Here is a 19,357-nt window from a genome sequence, read left to right as displayed (position 1 = left end):
CTCAAAAAAATCCCCGGAAATCCACACTTTTGCGCAGATTTCCGGAGAGTTTTCACACTCACACAGCTCATATCTTCAAAATCTGATTCTAATCTGTCGTTTAATTTTCCCCAAGGTATTCCAAAAATTCGTCTTCCGGAAGCGGCTTGGAATAATAATATCCCTGTATACAATCACAATCGTTTTCCCTCAGGAATACAACCTGTTCTTCCGTCTCTGCTCCTTCTGCCACCAGCTGCATCCCCAGTTCATGAGCCATCGCAATGATAGATTTTAAGATGCTTCTCGACTTCGGATTTGTCTCAATCTGACGTACCAGACTCATATCGATCTTTAAAATATCGAAATTATAGTCCTGAAGTACACCATAAGAAGAATATCCGCTTCCAAAATCATCCAGCAGTGTCACCGCACCTTTTTTCTGCAATGATTCCAGGATATTATTGCGGTTCTGCTTCATCGCCTCAAACGATGTCTCTGTAATCTCAAATCTTGATTTGATTCCAAGCTTCTGAGACGACTCTACATTTTCCTCGATCCATTTCATCATCTTTTCATCATAAAAATCCATCCATGACAAATTGATTGATATCGGAATATTTTTCTTACCGTCTTCGCATCGCTTCCGCATGAATTCAAATACTTTTTTTGTCACATAAAAATCCAGTTCTGAGATATGACCACTCTCTTCTAATGCCGGAATAAATATGGCAGGTGATACGAACCCTCTCTTTGGATGCACCCAGCGGATCAGGGCTTCTGCAGACCGGATCTCTCCGGTCTTCGCATCTACAACCGGCTGATAATATACTTTAAACTGTTCCTGTGCCAGTCCGTTTCTGAGTTCTCCTGCAAGTTCCGCACGATCGATGTAATATGATTTCATCGATGCATCATAGATATTATATGGTTTTACATATTCATCTGTAATATATTTTTTTGCAAGCTTCGCACGGTCGATCATACCATTGATGCTCATTTCTTTATTTTCAACAAAGAAAATTCCGCAACCGCAGAAGATGTGCATCGTCTTTCCCTTCTTTGTGAAATTCCACTCGCAAAGTCCGGAAAGCGCATCAAAATCCAGATTCTTTTTCTCTACCAGACAGGTGAACTGATCAGCCTCCACTCTCGCCACTACGCATGGCTTCAGGCTGGATGATCGCATATTCTTATAAATTGTGCGCAGTACACTATCACCAGTATCAATTCCAAAAAGCTCATTTACTGCTTTGAAATTGCGAACGTTAAAGTACAACACTGCATAATCGGTCCTGTCGGCACAGTGCCGGAATATGTTTTCCGAATTATGGATGAATCCCCGTCTGTTGTACCCGCCGGTCAGCATATCTGTACCGGAAAGCTCTGTAATATCTTCTGTCACAGCCAGAATGATTCCCAGTTCTCTGAACAGATACATGAAATTAAACTCTTTCAGGCGTATCTCTCCATCCTCACTGATCTGATGGACTGTAAAGGAATAACGGCCATTTTGATTCAATTCCCTGCATATCGTTTCTATGTCTGTATTTTTCTTCAGATGCTCTTTTTCCTGCTCCGGAACCATCGTACCCAAGATCTCCCGGCAATACGTATTATAATCGATCTTCGTATGAAGATATCTGTATGCATTAAAATCTTCTGTCGATTCCATATTGATCAAATTTCTGCGAGCATCGATCAATGCAACCTTTTCAAAATTCTTCTGGTAAAGAAGCTGTGGGATTTTTTCTGCCAGATAACTTTCGGTTATGTCCTGAAAATAAAGCACCCCTTCAATGTCATCTGTCACAGAGTTCCGGATCATCTCTATCGTAATGCGGAACATACGGATCTTCTCATCCTGATCTCCCTGAGCAACTGTTTCGAGCGAAATAATTTTTCTCCCAGCTGCAAATTCTTTCAGTAGATTTTCCTGTACAAACAACTGGTTCGCTTTTACTCTGTCTTCACAGCCGATCGCATACATCGATATTCTTCTTACGTAATCGTCCAGATTTTCCTTTTCTCCCCTGATTCCGATATTCTTATTCTTCACTGCACAGGAGATACACATTCCCTTACTTACATTTACGGTCACCGTTCCCAGTGAATCCGTCGTCTTTCTCATGACTTCATCCAGCTGTTTCAGATAGTCATCATTAATATCCCTTACATATAGCATCACGATCTGATTATCATCTTCGTATTCCTCACTGCATATCATTGTAAGTGATACCCACTTGAGTTCATCCTTCACTTTCCGACGGTAACGGATCATCTCTTTTCTGTTTCCTCCTGCGAACGCTTTTCTCAGACGTTTTATATTACAAAACTCAAGATATTCTTTTTTATCATCTTCATAAATGCAATCCATGTCCGCAAAGCCGCGTAGTCTCGCTGAAAAGGAGGTCAAACTGTCGAAATATTTTTTCTGATCATCAAATCCGTCTTTCAATATCAGATAACTGTCTGTTGTCAGGTTGACTTTCAATATTACATAATAGAAATCTGACAGCATTCCCAATGTATCCTGAAAATTCCCCATGGATTTATCATGCAGTGCAATCGTGTTATGCACTCTTCTCAAAACAACAGCCGCATCAAATGGACGTGAGAAATAATCGTTTACACCAAGCTTATATGCGCGTCCGATATTATCATCAGAGGAATCTGCCGAGATACTGATAACCGGTATACGATCCAGCCATAGTCTTTCTTTCATAACCTGCAGCACTTCATATCCATTCATTACAGGCATATTCATATCCAATAACAGCAGGGATAATTCCATATGGTGTTCTGACATAATATAAACCGCCTGCTGTCCGTCCTCTGCCTGTATCAGATCATATTCGTCCTCAAGCATACTCACCAGAATCTCACGGTTCATTTCTGAATCATCGACGATTAATATCTTCTTCCTCTGTTCTTCCATACGTTTTACCCCCCCCCCCAAACATTTGTTCGCTTTTTTTACTTCCCTTATCATAATCTATATTTTATCACTATAATCTGTCTGAATCCAGTACAATTGTAAATGGTCCGTCATTTACCAGACTCACCTTCATATCCGCTCCAAACATTCCCCGTTCTACTACCGGTATCTGTTCTTTGCACTTACTGATAATATATTCGTAAAGTTCTTCTGCCATGTCCGGTTTCCCTGCTTCGACAAAACTTGGCCGGTTTCCCTTTTTGCAGTTCGCATATAAAGTAAACTGCGAGATCAGAAGGAGTTCCCCTCCCACCGCATCCAGTGAAAGATTCGTCTTTCCTTCTTCATCCTCAAAAATACGTAATCCAGTCATTTTCTTAACCATCTTATCAGCAATCTCTTTTGTATCTGAATCAGCCACACCTATCAGGACCATAAATCCTTTTCCTATCTGTCCGATTACTTTTCCATCCACTTTTACGCTGCTTTCTGTAACTCTCTGAATCACAAACCGCATTTTCTCTCCTCCTGTTACCCATTATTTTTTATCCGGAAGCTGTGCCAGTATAATTGCCAGAAACATCAGTATACACCCTAACGATTCTCTGAATGACAAACGTTCTCCAAGTATGATCCAGCCCGCAAGTACTGAAAAACAGGATTCCAGGCTTAAAATCAGCGATGCTACCGCCGGATTCACATTCTTCTGTCCAAGTATCTGCAATGTATATGCAACACCACAGGATAATACACCTGCATACAGAAGCGGCATCCATGCAGCCGCCACAGCTGCAAGTCTTGGTGTCTCCAGCACAAACATAAATGGTAATGACAGAATTCCACTCACGAAAAACTGGATGCAGGACATCTTCACACCATCCACTTTCGGAGAGAAATGATCAATCACCAGAATATGCACAGAAAAAACAAGTGCACACAAAAATACCAGAATATCTCCCTTTCCAATAGAAAAAGACTCCGTAATACACAAAAAGTACAATCCGACAAGTGCCAGTAACACTGCCATCCATACCTTCCATTTGATTTTTTTATGAAGGAAAATTCCAAGAACCGGAACGATCACGATATAAAAAGCAGTAATAAATCCTGCTTTTCCCGCTGTGGTATACTGAATCCCAGCCTGTTGGAGACTGCCCGCTGTGAATAATAATACTCCGCATGCAATACCTCCTGTTATCAGATCTTTCCCTGATTTTTCTTTTTCCGAACAGTCCGTTTCAGTATCTTTATTCATTCTGTTCAAAAACCAGATACACGGTAAAAGTGCAACCGCTCCTATCAGACAGCGAATTCCATTAAAAGAAAAAGGTCCCAGATAATCCATTCCTACACTCTGGGCAACAAATGCTGTTCCCCATATAAATGCTGTCAGTAACAGCATGCCCCCATTTTTCAGTTTCATTCTACTTTCCACCTATACTACAAATTACATATATAATTTTCTTTTACAAAAATCTTATCATACTATAGCCTATAATACGACATATTTCGAGCATTTTCAAATTATATATTTTTTTCAGACAAATCTGACTTGACATTTCTGTCACTTCACCGGATACTAAAAACATAAAAAAGTAAGTCCTCTTAACCGGACTTCATCAATGCAAGGAGGTTCTGTCATGTTATCAGAGCGATTATTAAAGCTTCCGGGATTCCTTTATCAGATTGGAAGTAATTATTATTATCTTGGAAAATGGATCTGTAAAAAATGTACAGATCAGGATGCCACAGACTGTGTCACCATGTATCAGATGTGCCGGACCGGCGGTGAAGAACCTGAGACCCGCACTTATTTCCAGAAGATTCGCGCTTTCAGTGATTTTGCATTAGAAGTTCCTTATAATCCCGCAAAAATTGCGGATGATATGAACATGCTCCTGGAAAGTCTTTCCGAAAAAGAAACTACCGGGCTTTTGGAACAGATTGCACATCTTGAAGAAGATGTAACAAAATACTAGATACAATTGGCATTAAACAGGTGTAACGACTTCCATTTCTGTCCAAAAAAGATACAGCAGTATAGAACAATTCTATACTGCTGTATCCATATACCGGACGTTCAATATAGTTATTACATTAAATTGCTACTTTTCCAGTTGTTTCTTCATTGATCACGTAATAAGCTGCTGCTTCTTCCGGTTTCAAATATACATTCAGCGTTTTGATCTCATCTACATTTTTCCCCAAAGTTTTCCATGCTTCGTGTACTTTCTGTGTAATCTCCTCTGTGCTGATTTCTTTTCCCATATACTGAAGATAAAAGCTTGTCTTTGCCTCTTTCTTCACATCTTCTGCTTCTTTCAATACGCCTGCTCTTGTCTCGATTGCCTTTGTTGTATCTTTTGCAGTTGTGATTGCTGCAGGTCTTGAATTGTTTCTTCTATTTTTTTTCATATTGATAACCTCCTCAATCTACAAATAGAACATTACGTTTTCTATTATATCGGATTTACAGAAAATGTCAAAAGATATCCCCCATTATTCCGTTCCCCGGCCATACTGATTGATGGTCAGGTCTTTTACCACTTCTCCGGCAAGGATCAGTCCTGCTACGGATGGAACGAATGCAATACTTCCCGGAATATCTCTTCTCTGAGTACATTTTCTTGCTGTCCCCGGCGGGCATACACAATGCTGTCTGCAGCTGATGCTCATATCTTCTAATGGACGTACCGGTTTTTCTTCCGAATATACAACTTTTAGTTTTTTTATCCCACGTGCTTTTAATTCCCTCCGCATAACTTTTGCAAGCGGACACATCTTTGTCTTATAGATATCTGCCACCTGAAATGCAGATGCGTCCAGTTTATTGCCGGCTCCCATACAACTGATAACAGGAACATCTGCGGCCTTCGCACGCATTATGATCTCAATCTTTGCAGTTACCGTATCTACCGCATCTACCACATAAGAATATTCTTCAAACGGAAATTCATGCGCATTCTCCGGAAGATAAAAACATTTTCTTATCTCTACATCTGCATCCGGGTTAATTTCCAGAATTCGGTCTTTCATCACATCTACTTTATACTTCCCTACGGTCTTTCTGGTCGCAATAATCTGACGGTTGATATTCGTCAGACACACTTTATCGTCATCCACCAGGACAAATGATCCTACTCCGCTTCTCGCAAGTGCTTCTACCACGTATCCGCCTACTCCGCCGATCCCAAAGACCGCTACCTTTGCATCTGCAAGTCTGTCCATATTGTCAGACCCTAACAGAAGCTGTGTTCTGGAAAACTGATTTAACATATTTGTTCCTCCACTCATATTTCATATTATTCCCTATTATAATAGTAGGATATCTGACAAGTCAACCATATCTTTCATCTCTGCTGTTTCCTTTTTCTATGTATTCTTCCGGCCACAGTCTCTTTGGATGCACATATCTTATCGGCGAGGCATACCAGCCATGCCTCCTTACACATCGGAGGTACGACATTCAACGGAAACATATGACGTAATATGATATTCTCCTCCCGTATGGTCAGTTTAAAATCTTTCCTGGCATTCTGCAGCGCTCTGCCGGCATGGATAAATCCATGAAATCTGTGCCCTGCATTCTTTTCATGCCAGTCATATAGAAAATAATCATGCAGAAGCGCACCTCTGATCAGTTCTCTGCGGTTGACATTCCACGCCAAGCGATCCGCCAGTTCTACGCTTGTATATGCCACACTAATGCAATGCTTATATACCGAAATATCACTATGCTGCATGTATTTCTGCGTATACTTCATTCTTCCCTGCTCATCCAGTTCTTTTAATACATCTTTGATTTCCTTCAGGATTCTCTCTTCATCATTCATACAGCCTGCCTGTTTTATCCTTCGAAAACCTGTCGGATACTTTCATAGTGAAGAAATATCCCCTGATCCGCATATCTTTTGATTTCTTCGATATCTGCGATTGCAAATCCCGACACCTCTTCCTCCTGTGTCTTCACATCAGATTCATCAAAATCCAGAATAAATTTGTAGATATCCACAAAGTAATTGTTTTTTTCTTCCGGATTTACTCTCTTATATGAAAATGCATAGCCTCCTTCTGCTCCCGTCACATCAACTCCTGTCTCTTCCTTGATTTCCCGAATCACTGCATCCAACGAATCTTCCCCGGCACGTACTCCGCCTCCCGGCACTTCCCACCATCCGGCTGCCCATTCTTTATCCATTCTTCTTCTGGTGATCAGATATTTCCCATCCGGGCGCATCAGCACACCAAGAACAGTCAGGTGAAATTCTCCCGGTTTCATATTCCAGTCATTATGTTTCATTGTAGCTCCTGTACGCTCTTTATTTTCATCATAAATATCCCATAATTCCATACTCTTTATCTCCTTTTACATCAAAAGTGGAGAATCATTCTGACTGACTCCCCACTTTTTCTTCTTAATATTCCCCGTTTACAATCATCTTCTCAAATTCTTTCTTAATAAAATCGCACGTCGGTTTTGTCCACTGCGTTCCCTCCAGTCCCTTTTCGGATTTAATAAGCTGCAACGAGAACAGCAATGCCTCCAAAATCTCTTTATGCTCCAGATTCTGAAGATTAGCGGCCACATAGTCTTTTGCTTCTTTTGGCTGTATTCCCGCCTTTTTACTCAACATCCTGCTGAACTGTTCAAATGTTATGATTTTCTTTCCATATTCCCAGAAATGATTCTCGTACTTTTTATATTTCTGTACATATTCCTGAATGATCTCCAATGATTCGGAATCCAGTGTGTATCCATATTTTTTAGCAATCGCTTCCAGTTCTTTCCACCACGAAACATCTACAGCAGAATAATCCATGCTGATTCGGAAACAGCCGCCTGTACTGTTGATTGCTTTTTGAAATTCATCTTCCCAGGTCGGACATACCAGCATCTTCTCGCCATTCACGATCCCACCCTGTATTATTTTTTCTTTCATCCTCATGTCCTCCTTACGGTAAAGCTTTCGTATCTTCAGATCAAATCAGTATGAATATTATACCATTATCTTGTTATGATTGCAAAGCCGATATTACACCTTCGTCACACCAGCCAGGATCATCTCCAGACATGAAATTTTCTTATAATGCTTCTAATGCTTTATTAGATCCCACCAGGATCAGAACCATATCTTCACGCAATACTTCTGAAGGATCCGGATTCACTTCTACGTGCGCCCCACTTTTAATTCCCACGACATTCACTTCATAATTCCGGCGCACATCCAGTTCTTGCAACGTTTTTCCACTCCATTTTACGGGCATCGGTGTCTCAACTATACTATAATCCGGTGATAAAGCGATCCAATCTGTGAAGCTGGCAGACATAAGATTCTTTGCCATCCGGATTCCCATTTCTTTTTCCGGGAAAATAATGGAGTCTGCACCGATTTTTTTCAATACGGTTGCATGACGCTCATTTTTTGCTTTTGCAATCACATTCGGTACACCAATTTCTTTACACACCAGCGTTGCCATAATACTTGCTTCCAGACTTTCTGCTTCTGCGATCACAACGCCATCCAGATTCCTCGTGCCGAGAGATCTGACAAAATCCGGATCACCGATATCTGCCTGCATCGCATACGATACCGAGTCGGCGATTCCTTTTACGCGCTCCATATCTTTATCTACTGCTACGACCTCGCATCCGAGTTTTTGTAATTCTAACGCAATACTTTCCCCAAAACTGCCCAGACCAAATACTGCAAATTGTTTCTTCATAGTTACTCCTCCTCATTAACCAATCATAATCTTTTCCGTCGGAAGTGTCCGCATCTTTTCCTGCAAATTTACCTTTCCGGCAAATAATAATGCAATGGTCATCGGTCCGACTCGTCCTGCATACATCAGTATCATCAACACGATCTTGCTTCCTACCCTCAGATGAGTTGTCAGATCTTGTGTCAGGCCAACTGTTGCCATCGCAGATGCGGTCTCATACATAATTTTCTGAAGCGAGATTGTATCCGGCTCTATCACAGCAATAACCGTGGTTCCTGTTACATATATGCCCAATGCCAGCATAAATGTCACGAACGCTACACGCAAGCTATCTTCAGCCACTTTTCTCTGGAAGCATTCAATATCATGACCTCCCCTGAGCATCGTGTGAAAAGCGAGAAATAAAAGCGCAAATGTCGTTGTCTTCAGACCACCCGCAGTTCCTCCCGGAGATCCTCCGATAAACATTAAAATAATATTCAGGAATCCGGTCTCTTCATGCATTCCCGACTGCTGAAATGTACTAAATCCGGCCGTTCTGGTCGTCACAGCCTGAAATGCCGAAGCCATTATCTTCTGTCCGGTATTCAGATTCCCAATCGTTTCCGGATTCCGGTACTCCAGTACAAAATTCAAAAGTGTCCCTGCTATCAGCAGGATCAATGTCGTAACAATTGCTATCTTTGAATGTAACTTAAGTCTGGTAAAACACCATTTCTTCGGAATTTCACGATGCCAGATCTTCTTTCCGTTATCAATCACGTCATACCACACCGTAAATCCGATTCCGCCAAGAATGATCAGCATCATCGTTGTAATATTGATCAATGGACTGGTTACGTATCTTGCCAGGCTGTCCTCTCCGAGAATATCAATTCCCGCATTGCAAAATGCAGAAACCGAGTGAAAAACTCCATACCAAATTCCTTTTACAAGTCCATAATCCCGACTGAATTGTATTGCATAAAAAACAGCGCCGATTCCTTCTACCACTACCGTCCCGAACAAAATTCTGCGGACCATGCCTACCAGACCACCAAGAGAATTCATATTATAAGCTTCTTGAATGACAATTCTCTCTTTTACTGTAATCTTTCTTTTAAGAAGCATAAAGAATGCTGTGATACATGCAATTATGCCCAGACCTCCGATCTGAATCAGAATCAATAAAATTATCTTTCCCATTATCGTGAACTGATATTTCGGAACAACCGTAACCAGTCCAGTCACACATACCGATGTTGTCGATGTAAATAATGCATCCAGGAAGCTGATTGGTTTTTCATTCGATACCGGAAGCCATAAAAGTACTGCTCCGAGAACAATCACACTCAGAAAACCAATTACCAGAATTTTCATGGTATTCCATCTGATATTTTGCTTTCTCTTCATTTTTATTTTGCCTTTCTTATCTGTATTTTTTCTTCTATAACGACTATAATTTACGCTTGCACCTTAAAGAAGTCAATAGTTATTTTCCGGCAAAAACAAAAAAGCCAGAAAAGCTTATAAACAAAGCATTTCTGACTCTTTCAGGAGCAGGGGATGAGAGAATCGAACTCCCGCCAAAGGTTTTGGAGACCCCTATCATACCACTTGACCAATCCCCTATATTGTAACTCATTGCTGAGTGCTTATTATTTATACCATATTAGTTCCATATATGTCAACAGAATTTTTCATTTTTTTTATTTTTTTGCAAAATTTCTGTTTTTTCTTATATAATCCGTATTCTAAAAAACCTCCGGCTTTCTTTATCCGAGCCGGAGATTCCATCTTTCATCTATACATTTCCGATATTCATTTTTCTAAATACACCGATCAGAACTTTACCGATTGCAAGAACTAGAATTGCCGATGCAATTGCCTCAGGTATTCCCGATGCCGTAACAGTTCCCATTACCAGTCCCCATACGGCACTGACTGCCACATCTTTTGCTTCTGCATACTGTTTTGCAAAAAGAATATAGATACTTCCCATTACCGTGATCGTGTTCACCATTGCTCCGGCGAATCCTACGACAGGAAGTGCAATGATATTGTTTACTTTCAGTTTTGATAAGAGAATCCAAAGCCATCCTGCTGCCACACCGATCAAAATTCTGCATCCTACTGAAATCCAGACTGCCTTAACCGCTCCGGGTATTCCTGTAGTGCTCATAAACGGAGAGAATGCGAATGATAAAAGCGTCGGTGCCATTGTATTACTGATCAATGAACAAATACCGAATACACCGCCCAGGATTGCACCTGCTGCAGGTCCTAACAAAATTGCTCCAATAATTACCGGAATGTGTACCGTTGTCGCTTTAATGATCGGAAGCTGTATCATTCCAAGCGGTGTATTCGCCAGAACGATTACGATTGCTGCCATAAGTGCAACACTGACCATCCAGCTGGTGTTATGTTTTTTTGTCTTCATGTTTAATCTTCCTCCTTGTTATCATTCCCGGTATCCGGGATACAATACAATTACGAATCCGATTATAACATCGTTATCTATTACTTGCAAGAATGAATAAAAAGAGCTATAGTGATTGTATTATTTTAGAAATGAGGATGAATATTTATGTTAAAAGGAAAACACGTTCTCCTTGGCGTGACCGGGGGAATTGCTTCTTATAAGATTGCAACTCTTGCAAGTCTTCTGGTAAAAGCCCAGGCTGATGTTCATGTCATCATGACAGAGAACGCTGTCAATTTCATTAATCCGATTACGTTTGAGACTCTCACCGGGCATAAATGTATCACTGATACATTCGACCGGAACTTTGAATTCAAAGTGGAACATATTGCACTTGCCCAGCTTGCTGATGTCGTTATGGTTGCTCCCGCAACTGCAAATGTGATGGCCAAGCTTGCTCATGGTCTTGCCGACGATATGCTGACAACAACCGTACTTGCCAGCCGTGCGCCAAAGATCATTGCTCCTGCTATGAATACAGCAATGTATGAGAATCCTGTCACACAGGATAATATAGAATTACTGAAGCATTATGGCATGGAAGTCATCACACCTTCCACCGGTCATCTGGCCTGTGGCGATAATGGTACCGGAAAGATGCCGGAACCGGAAACTTTATTCCAATATATCTGCAAATCTGTTGGATACAAAAAAGACATGACCGGTATGAAAGTACTTGTAACTGCAGGACCGACACAGGAAGCCATTGACCCGGTCCGTTATATTACGAACCATTCTTCTGGAAAGATGGGATACAGCATTGCAAAAGCCTGCATGCTCCGCGGCGCAGATGTTACCCTTGTAACAGGACGTACCTCCCTTGATGCACCGCTTTTTGTCAATACCATTCCAATTGTGTCTGCCAAAGATATGTACAGGGAAGTCACTTCCAGAAGCCAGGATATGGACATTATCATCAAGGCTGCTGCCGTTGCCGATTACAGACCATGCAATGTCTCTGATGAAAAGATCAAAAAGAAAGACGATGACACCATGTCGATTCCACTGGAGCGCACAGATGATATCCTGAAATATCTCGGTGAACACAAAAAAGCCGGTCAGTTCTTATGCGGCTTTTCTATGGAGACGCAGAATATGCTTACGAACTCCAAGAAAAAACTGGAAAAGAAGAATCTGGATATGATCGTTGCCAATAATCTGAAAGAACAAGGTGCCGGATTTGAAACGGATACAAACATCGTTACTATGATCACACCAGATCAGATATTTGAACTTGAACTGATGAGCAAAGAAGAAGTTGCCTTCCATCTGCTTGATAAAATATTAGAGCTTAAGAACGAAATGTAAATACAGTATAAAAAAGGAAATCCGAAAATTTACAGGAGGATATATGAAAATGGACGCAAATTTATCAATGGAACAGATACGCAAGGATGTAAAGAATGTAACTGAATTGAATCAGGAGGGGTATGATATGGATGTCATCTCTCGCAAACTCGATCTTTCAAAAGACTATGTACAGACAATCCTTACCTGTGCACAGGGATTTACAGAAGACGACACACTGGCTGTAGCTGTACTGGTTGAAGCAAGTTTATAAATTTTATCAGTTGACGATCCGGAATCTGTCTCTGACAGTTTTCAAAATACATAGATATTACATAACACTGTCCAATGATCTTAATATGTTATCGGACAGTGTTTTTCAGTTTATTTATAAAAGTAAGTGGTGTCATACCATATTTTTTCTTAAATGCACGATGAAAATAAGAAAGATTCCGGAATCCGACTGACATTGAGACTTCAATAATCGATAAATGCCCCTGTTCAAATAATTCCACAGCTTTTTCCAATCTAAAATTATTCATGTATTCCACACAAGTCATATTCATATGCTTTTTGAAAAAACGCATAAAATGATATTCACTGAAATAGCACAATTCTGCCAGTTCCGCTATTGAAATTGGTTCTGCATAGTGTTCTCCAATATAATCCAGTACACTTTTTAATTTCTCGGAATGTTGCTCTTTTTCTTTCTTTGTAATTTTTTTGCTATATTGCAGCAACAAAAAAATTGCTTGCAAAAGTAACGCTTTCAATGCCAGTTCATATCCATCTACATTTTCATCATAAAGCGAAGTAATCTGATCAAAGACTTTTCTAAGTGAAGCATAGACCGAATGTTTCCCTGTAATCAGACAAGGCATTGCGAATTCCTGGTTCATAATTGGAACCAGATAGCGCGTCGAACATATATCTGTTGAATTACCTCCGAGAAAATTCAAATGAAATACATACGTCTCCGAAATAAATTCTTCACATCTTCCTTTTGAAATCGCATGCAAAAATAGCGGCGGAACAAATAACAGATCTCCTTCTTTCACTTCATAATCAACCAGATCTACCTGATAATGGCATTTTCCTTTTACGATCAATGTAAGTTCTGCCTCTTCATGCCAGTGTGTTGTTACCGCCGGATATTCTTCAGACAGTCTGGTAATATACTTTTGAACCGGAAAGTACGGCTCTCCGTGCTTTGTCTCTTCTTTTTGCTCCGGTGCATGGAAATACTGTTTCTTCATTTTCTTTTTCCCTTTCTCTGCTTTTACAAGGCAGTATTATGTTATACAACAACACTATACTGCAAGATATCAGGCTTTTTTTTTCATATAATAGCAGTATAATACATTTTCTGTTATGCCTCAATGTGATTTTGGCAAAGCAGCATACAGAAGACTACAATAACAGAAAGGGATTTACGAAATTAATTTCGTATATAAAGGGAAAAATTATGATAAAAAAATGGTGGCATGATAAAGTCGCATACCAGATCTATCCAAAAAGCTTTTTAGACACAAACGGAGACGGAATCGGAGATCTTCGTGGAATCATTTCTAAATTAGATTATTTAAAAAAATTGGGGATTGATATCATCTGGCTCTCTCCAATCTACAAATCACCTTTTGTAGATCAGGGCTATGATATTTCTGATTACTACGCAATTGCGGAAGAATTCGGAACGATGGAAGAGTTTGACGAACTGCTTGCCGAAGCGAAGAAAAGGGATATGTATATTATTATGGATCTGGTCATCAATCACTGTTCTGACCAGCACGAATGGTTCCAGAAAGCCCTGGCCGATCCCGACGGAGAATATGCTGATTATTTCTATTTCCGCAAGGGCAGAAACGGTAATCCCCCAAGTAACTTGCGTTCTTACTTTGGCGGAAGCTGCTGGGAACCGGTACCGGGTACTGATAAATACTACCTGCACATGTTTGCCAAAGAACAGCCCGATCTTAACTGGGAAAACCCGCTTCTGAGAGAAAAACTTTATGAAATGATCAACTGGTGGCTTGAAAAAGGACTTGCCGGATTCCGTATTGATGCAATCATTAACATCAAGAAGGATCTGGACTTTCCGGATTTCAAACCGGATGGTCCGGATGGACTTGCCGGCTGTTGGAAAATGGTAGACGAAGTAGATGGTGTCGGAGAACTTCTTGAAGATCTGAAGAAACATACATTTCAGAAATACGAAGCATTTACTGTAGGCGAAGTATTTAATATGAAAGAGGGCGAACTTGATGCATTTATCGGTGAAAATGGTCATTTTTCCACAATTTTTGACTTTAGTGCACATATACTCAGTGACGGAGAACATGGATGGTATGATGCACCACCTGTAGACTTCAAAGAATGGCGTAAAGCGATCACCGACTCCCAGCTTAGAGTTCAAAACTGTGGTCTGGAAGCAAATATCATCGAAAATCATGATGAACCAAGAGGTGTGTCTCGTTTTCTTCCTGACTATGCCCAGAATCCCACAGGTACTAAGATGCTCGGAACAATCAGTGTTCTTCTCCGTGGAATTCCTTTTATCTATCAGGGGCAGGAAATCGGTATGCAAAATGCAGTCTGGAACACTGTTGACGAATATAATGACATCAGTACCATAGATCAGTATCATACTGCCAGAGATGCCGGGCTCACCGATAAAGAAGCCCTTGAAGTATGCAGCAGACTGAGCCGTGATAACGCCAGAACTCCGATGCAATGGAATACTCAGGAAAATGCCGGATTTACCACGGGAACTCCATGGCTGAAAGTAAATGATAATTATACTGAAATCAACATGGAAACGCAGGACACAGATCCTGATTCTGTATTAAATTATTACCGGAAGCTGATCGCACTGCGCAAATCTCCTGCTTACAAAGAAGTATTTGCTTATGGCGAATTCCTGCCTGTTTATCAGAATACCAGTTCGGTCATGGCTTATTATCGAAAGACTGAAAATCAACGAATCCTTATCACCGCCAACTTCGGGAAAGAAGCAGTTTCTCTTACGCTGGAATATCCCGTAAAGCAGATTCTTCTTTCTAATATGGCCAATGCTGAGCATTCTCTTCCTGCCAATGATATAATTACACTTAACAGTTGTGAAGTTCTTGTATTCGAATTAGAAACTTTATAATTTCTTTTGTATCGTTTTTATATGTCTAAGAAACAAAAAGCAGCACATAGATATCAGATATTATCAGCTGATATCTATGTGCTTTTTTTATCTCTGCAAACTATTCCTCTTCCGGATAAGTGAACTTCCATGCTTTTCTGAATTCCGTCATCATATCCATAACATCTTTTGTATAATCAAAATGCATACATTCCGAATCTCCTGCAATCGCTTTTTCCATATCTTCAAGTTCATAAGCAAGTGCATCTGCATTTTCTCCCGCTCTTATGACATCTACATCTCCGGTTTCCACATAGGTAATTCTTGCCTCCCATGCTCTTGGATATTCCATAATCTCAATGTATCCCTTTTCACAGGAGATCATGCCCCGCTTTGGCTGTTTTGAATGAAGTGATAACATAACGGTTGCCATCTGCCCTTCTTTGTTCATCAACAGCAGTCCGGCCTGCTCATCTACCCCTGTGGGTGCGGATTTCACCTGCGACAGCAACTGATCTGGTTTTGAATCCATGAACCAGCGGATGAATGAAAGCGCATATACTCCAATATCCAACATTGCTCCACCGGCAAGATTACGGTTAAAGAAGCGGTTATTCATATCGTATTCTTTGAAGCTCCCAAAATTCATTGTGATAAGATTTACTTTACCTAATACACCCGTTTCCAGAAGTTCCTTTAACTTTTTATAGATCGGCATATGATAGATCGTCATTGCCTCTCCGATGATGACATGATTCTTATCTGCCAGTTCTGCCATCTCATTCAGTTCATCACTGTTAAGTGTAATCGACTTTTCTACCAGAATATGTTTCCCATTCTCAATTGCCTGTTTCATAAATTTTTTATGTGTATTGTGAGGTGTTGTGATATAAATTACATCAACATCCCGATCAGTAAACATCTCATTATAATCCGTATAAACTTTCCCTATGCCATACTTTTCACCAAATGCGACGGCTTTTTCATAGGTTCTGTTACCAACAGCATAGATATTCTTTCCGTTCTTTTTTAATGCAACGGCCATCTCATTTGCAATAACGCCTGTGCCAAGTACTGCCCAGTTAATGTCTCTCATATTAATTCCTCCTTGTTATCATCTGAGCATATCATAACACAGGCTGTCCGTTTTTGTGAATGTCTAATCTCCGGAATCTGCCACCGGCAACTTCTTCCCTGTATAATTCACCTTTTATTTTTACCGTAATTTCCTGATTGTTCCTTCGGATAGGTACTGTATTTTTCACTTGCATGCTTTATCACATCACATTTTTTGAATAACTTTTTCACAAAAATTTCATTTTACAAGTCTTGAATTGCATATTTTTCTATAATTTCTCATCATTTTGCAAGAAACCATTGACGAAACGTCAAATTCTGTTAAAATATTATAATGTTGAATGGTATATATGATATGGAGGATGGTATAGTGGTAGCATATGAAGAATTATCCAAAGAAGAATTATTGCAGCTGAAAAGTGATCTGGAAGCCCAGTTTGAAGATGTAAAGGCACAGAATCTACACTTGGATATGTCCAGAGGTAAGCCGTCCACAGAACAGCTGAATCTGTCCATGGATATGATGGATGTATTAAGAAGTGACTCAGACCTTGTATGTGAAGAAGGTGTTGACTGCCGTAACTACGGTGTTCTGGATGGTATCGCAGAAGCGAAACAGTTGCTTGCAGATATGATGGAAGTACCAAAAGATAATATCGTTATCTTTGGAAACTCCAGCCTGAATATAATGTATGATACAATCGCACGCAGTATGACTCATGGTGTTATGGGAAGTACTCCGTGGGCAAAACTTGATAAAGTAAAATTCTTATGTCCGGTTCCTGGATATGACAGACATTTTGCAATTACAGAATATTTCGGAATTGAGATGATCAACGTTCCGATGACACCAACCGGTCCGGACATGGACATGGTAGAAGAACTGGTCAGCACTGATCCGGCGATCAAAGGTATCTGGTGTGTTCCAAAATATTCCAACCCACAGGGCATCACTTACTCTGATGAAACAGTTCATCGTTTTGCAAAACTGAATCCTGCAGCAGAAGACTTCCGTATCTTTTGGGATAATGCATATGGTATTCACCATTTATATGAAGATAAACAGGATTATCTGATTGAAATCTTAATGGAGTGTAAGAAAGAAGGACACCCGGATATGGTTTACAAGTTCTCTTCTACCTCCAAGATCAGTTTCCCTGGTTCCGGTATCGCAGCAATCGCAGCATCTGATGCCAATCTGGCTGATATCAGAAAACAGATGCGCATTCAGACAATCGGACACGACAAACTGAACCAGTTAAGACATGCAAGATATTTTGGAAATATTCACGGAATGGTTCAGCACATGAAGAAACATGCAGATATTCTCCGTCCTAAGTTTGATATTGTGTTAAATACACTGGACAAAGAACTTGGCGGACTTGGAATTGGTTCATGGCTTGCTCCACGCGGTGGCTACTTCATTTCCTTTGATTCTATGGATGGATGTGCCAAAGCAATCGTTGCCAAAGCAAAAGATGCCGGTCTTGTAATGACTGGTGCCGGTGCTACTTTCCCTTATGGAAAAGATCCGAAGGACAGCAATATCCGTATTGCACCTTCTTATCCAACTGTAAAAGAGCTGAAATTAGCTGCTAAAATATTTGTTTTAAGCGTAAAACTTGTAAGTATTGATAAATTACTGCAAACCAAATAAAACAGGCGCAAATCGCCATCTAAGACGCAGCAGGGGCATGATCTTCAATGATCATGCCCCTGCTTTTATTATATTATCTCTTTAGCGGATGAACAGATTAATCCATATATTTTTTCTTCAGTTCGTCTACTTTAGCTCTGTAAGCTTCTTCCTGTTTCTTCTGAGACAATTCTGCACGAATCTGGTCTTTTACTTCTTCCAGATTTGATTCACCGGCTTCTTTCTTATCTTCTACTTTAATCAGATGATATCCAAACTGTGTCTTTACCGGTCCTACAATATGTCCGATCTCAGCAGCAAATGCAGCATCCTCGAATTCTTTCACCATCTGTCCTCTTCCGAACTCTCCAAGATCTCCTCCGTTTGCTCCTGAAGGACATGAAGAAGATTCTTTTGCAACATCCTCAAATACCTTCTCCCCGCTTGTAATTGCGTTCAAAAGCTCTGTACATTTCTCTTCATTATCTACAAGGATGTGTTTCGCATGTACAGATGCACCTTTAGAATATTTCCCTTTATTTGCTTCGTAATATTCTTTGATCTCATCGTCTGTTACGTTTACTGTTGCAAAAAGCTTTCTCATAGCCATCTGCGCAAGAATGTCTTTTCTCGCATTTTCCATCACATTCTTGAACTCTTCTGTCTCATCGATCTTCTCTTCTTCTCCGTATTTTGCAAATGCATAAACTGCGATCAGCTGTTCTTCACACTGTTTACGAAAATCCGGATGTGAAGCATATGCCTGCTGTTCTCTCGGAAGGCTGCGAATGAATGCCTCTACTTCTGCTTCTGTAATCTGATGTCCGCCAACTGTGGCAATTACTTTCTGTTCCATAATTAATAAACTCCTTTTCTATTCCAACAATGTTTCAATTGTATCATCTATAGCATATATGGTCAAAAGATATTTGAGATTTTATATTTTTTTTATTCTTTATGCCGGATATCAAAAAAGCAACCAACATATGTTGATTGCTTTTTACCTTTTATATATACCTTCAAAACTGCATACAAGAAATATTTCTTTCATCCTACCTATCACCTTGCTTGGTCATGCCCTCGACCGATTAGTATCAGTCAGCTCCATGCATTACTGCACTT

At 40.2% G+C, this 19,357-nt stretch carries 19 protein-coding genes and 1 tRNA gene; 5 read left to right on the top strand and 15 right to left on the bottom strand.

Annotated elements, in window-relative coordinates:
• Positions 1–100: 100 nt before the first annotated feature.
• The 3 genes from GT508_RS12505 to GT508_RS12495 all read right to left on the bottom strand — a co-directional run bounded on the left by GT508_RS12505 (position 101) and on the right by GT508_RS12495 (position 4,340).
• Entirely contained in the window at positions 101–2,917 is a 2,817-nt protein-coding gene (locus GT508_RS12505) for a two-component system response regulator (RefSeq protein WP_161144364.1), read from the bottom strand.
• A gap of 70 nt (positions 2,918–2,987) precedes the next feature.
• Complete coding sequence (dtd, locus tag GT508_RS12500; RefSeq protein WP_055284005.1) at positions 2,988–3,434, bottom strand: D-aminoacyl-tRNA deacylase; 447 nt, start codon at positions 3,432–3,434, stop codon at positions 2,988–2,990.
• Between the two features lie 21 nt (positions 3,435–3,455).
• Positions 3,456–4,340, bottom strand: a complete 885-nt coding sequence (locus GT508_RS12495; RefSeq protein WP_161144363.1) for a DMT family transporter — start codon at positions 4,338–4,340, stop codon at positions 3,456–3,458.
• Between the two features lie 217 nt (positions 4,341–4,557).
• On the opposite strand from GT508_RS12495, the gene GT508_RS12490 reads away from it, so the two are divergent.
• Positions 4,558–4,896 carry a hypothetical protein gene (locus GT508_RS12490; RefSeq protein ID WP_161144362.1) on the top strand — a complete coding sequence of 113 codons (339 nt, stop codon included), beginning with the start codon at positions 4,558–4,560 and terminating at the stop codon, positions 4,894–4,896.
• A 118-nt stretch (positions 4,897–5,014) separates the two neighbouring features.
• Here the strand turns inward: GT508_RS12490 and GT508_RS12485 are convergent, their stop codons facing one another.
• From GT508_RS12485 to GT508_RS12445, 9 genes are all read right to left on the bottom strand, one after another.
• Entirely contained in the window at positions 5,015–5,332 is a 318-nt protein-coding gene (locus tag GT508_RS12485) for a DUF6465 family protein (RefSeq protein WP_049947160.1), read from the bottom strand.
• Positions 5,333–5,416: 84 nt separating this feature from the next.
• Positions 5,417–6,193: a tRNA threonylcarbamoyladenosine dehydratase gene (locus tag GT508_RS12480; protein WP_118225624.1), complete on the bottom strand. Its 777-nt coding sequence runs from the start codon at positions 6,191–6,193 to the stop codon at positions 5,417–5,419.
• A gap of 74 nt (positions 6,194–6,267) precedes the next feature.
• A complete protein-coding gene (locus GT508_RS12475) occupies positions 6,268–6,750 on the bottom strand; it encodes an HD domain-containing protein (RefSeq protein ID WP_117598605.1) in 483 nt (160 codons plus the stop codon).
• 14 nt (positions 6,751–6,764) lie between these two features.
• Positions 6,765–7,268 (bottom strand): NUDIX hydrolase, encoded by a 504-nt coding sequence (locus tag GT508_RS12470; RefSeq protein ID WP_161144361.1) that lies wholly within the window; start codon positions 7,266–7,268, stop codon positions 6,765–6,767.
• 64 nt (positions 7,269–7,332) lie between these two features.
• Positions 7,333–7,857, bottom strand: coding sequence for a hypothetical protein (locus tag GT508_RS12465; RefSeq protein WP_055283992.1), 525 nt, complete (start codon positions 7,855–7,857; stop codon positions 7,333–7,335).
• Positions 7,858–7,999: 142 nt separating this feature from the next.
• Positions 8,000–8,641 carry a potassium channel family protein gene (locus GT508_RS12460; protein ID WP_055283990.1) on the bottom strand — a complete coding sequence of 214 codons (642 nt, stop codon included), beginning with the start codon at positions 8,639–8,641 and terminating at the stop codon, positions 8,000–8,002.
• A gap of 15 nt (positions 8,642–8,656) precedes the next feature.
• The gene (locus tag GT508_RS12455) at positions 8,657–10,033 is read right to left on the bottom strand and encodes a TrkH family potassium uptake protein (RefSeq protein ID WP_161144360.1); all 1,377 of its coding nucleotides are present in this window, start codon (positions 10,031–10,033) and stop codon (positions 8,657–8,659) included.
• Positions 10,034–10,180: 147 nt separating this feature from the next.
• Positions 10,181–10,251, bottom strand: a tRNA-Trp gene (locus GT508_RS12450).
• 173 nt (positions 10,252–10,424) lie between these two features.
• Positions 10,425–11,063 carry an ECF transporter S component gene (locus GT508_RS12445; RefSeq protein WP_161144359.1) on the bottom strand — a complete coding sequence of 213 codons (639 nt, stop codon included), beginning with the start codon at positions 11,061–11,063 and terminating at the stop codon, positions 10,425–10,427.
• Between the two features lie 147 nt (positions 11,064–11,210).
• Between GT508_RS12445 and coaBC the strand changes: the two genes are divergently transcribed.
• Both coaBC and GT508_RS12435 read left to right on the top strand, forming a co-directional pair.
• Complete coding sequence (gene coaBC, locus GT508_RS12440; RefSeq protein ID WP_161144358.1) at positions 11,211–12,413, top strand: bifunctional phosphopantothenoylcysteine decarboxylase/phosphopantothenate--cysteine ligase CoaBC; 1,203 nt, start codon at positions 11,211–11,213, stop codon at positions 12,411–12,413.
• Between the two features lie 49 nt (positions 12,414–12,462).
• Complete coding sequence (locus GT508_RS12435; RefSeq protein ID WP_161144357.1) at positions 12,463–12,666, top strand: hypothetical protein; 204 nt, start codon at positions 12,463–12,465, stop codon at positions 12,664–12,666.
• 88 nt (positions 12,667–12,754) lie between these two features.
• Here GT508_RS12435 and GT508_RS12430 read toward each other — a convergent pair whose 3' ends face one another.
• Positions 12,755–13,648 (bottom strand): AraC family transcriptional regulator, encoded by an 894-nt coding sequence (locus tag GT508_RS12430; protein WP_118225627.1) that lies wholly within the window; start codon positions 13,646–13,648, stop codon positions 12,755–12,757.
• A 209-nt stretch (positions 13,649–13,857) separates the two neighbouring features.
• On the opposite strand from GT508_RS12430, the gene GT508_RS12425 reads away from it, so the two are divergent.
• Positions 13,858–15,543 (top strand): glycoside hydrolase family 13 protein, encoded by a 1,686-nt coding sequence (locus GT508_RS12425; RefSeq protein WP_161144356.1) that lies wholly within the window; start codon positions 13,858–13,860, stop codon positions 15,541–15,543.
• A 100-nt stretch (positions 15,544–15,643) separates the two neighbouring features.
• On the opposite strand, the gene GT508_RS12420 is transcribed toward GT508_RS12425, so the two are convergent.
• Positions 15,644–16,618 (bottom strand): Gfo/Idh/MocA family protein, encoded by a 975-nt coding sequence (locus tag GT508_RS12420; protein WP_161144355.1) that lies wholly within the window; start codon positions 16,616–16,618, stop codon positions 15,644–15,646.
• Positions 16,619–16,969: 351 nt separating this feature from the next.
• Between GT508_RS12420 and GT508_RS12415 the strand changes: the two genes are divergently transcribed.
• Positions 16,970–18,256, top strand: coding sequence for an aminotransferase class I/II-fold pyridoxal phosphate-dependent enzyme (locus tag GT508_RS12415; RefSeq protein ID WP_117598610.1), 1,287 nt, complete (start codon positions 16,970–16,972; stop codon positions 18,254–18,256).
• A 97-nt stretch (positions 18,257–18,353) separates the two neighbouring features.
• Here GT508_RS12415 and GT508_RS12410 read toward each other — a convergent pair whose 3' ends face one another.
• Positions 18,354–19,091 carry a peptidylprolyl isomerase gene (locus GT508_RS12410; RefSeq protein ID WP_055283973.1) on the bottom strand — a complete coding sequence of 246 codons (738 nt, stop codon included), beginning with the start codon at positions 19,089–19,091 and terminating at the stop codon, positions 18,354–18,356.
• Positions 19,092–19,357: the final 266 nt, after the last annotated feature.

Origin of the sequence: Dorea sp. BIOML-A1 (assembly GCF_009875615.1) — a bacterium.
GTDB classification, from domain to species: Bacteria; Bacillota; Clostridia; order Lachnospirales; family Lachnospiraceae; genus Dorea_A; species Dorea_A amylophila.
The sequence above is the reverse complement of the archived record's forward strand: the minus strand, read 5'-3'. Positions and strand labels throughout refer to the sequence as shown.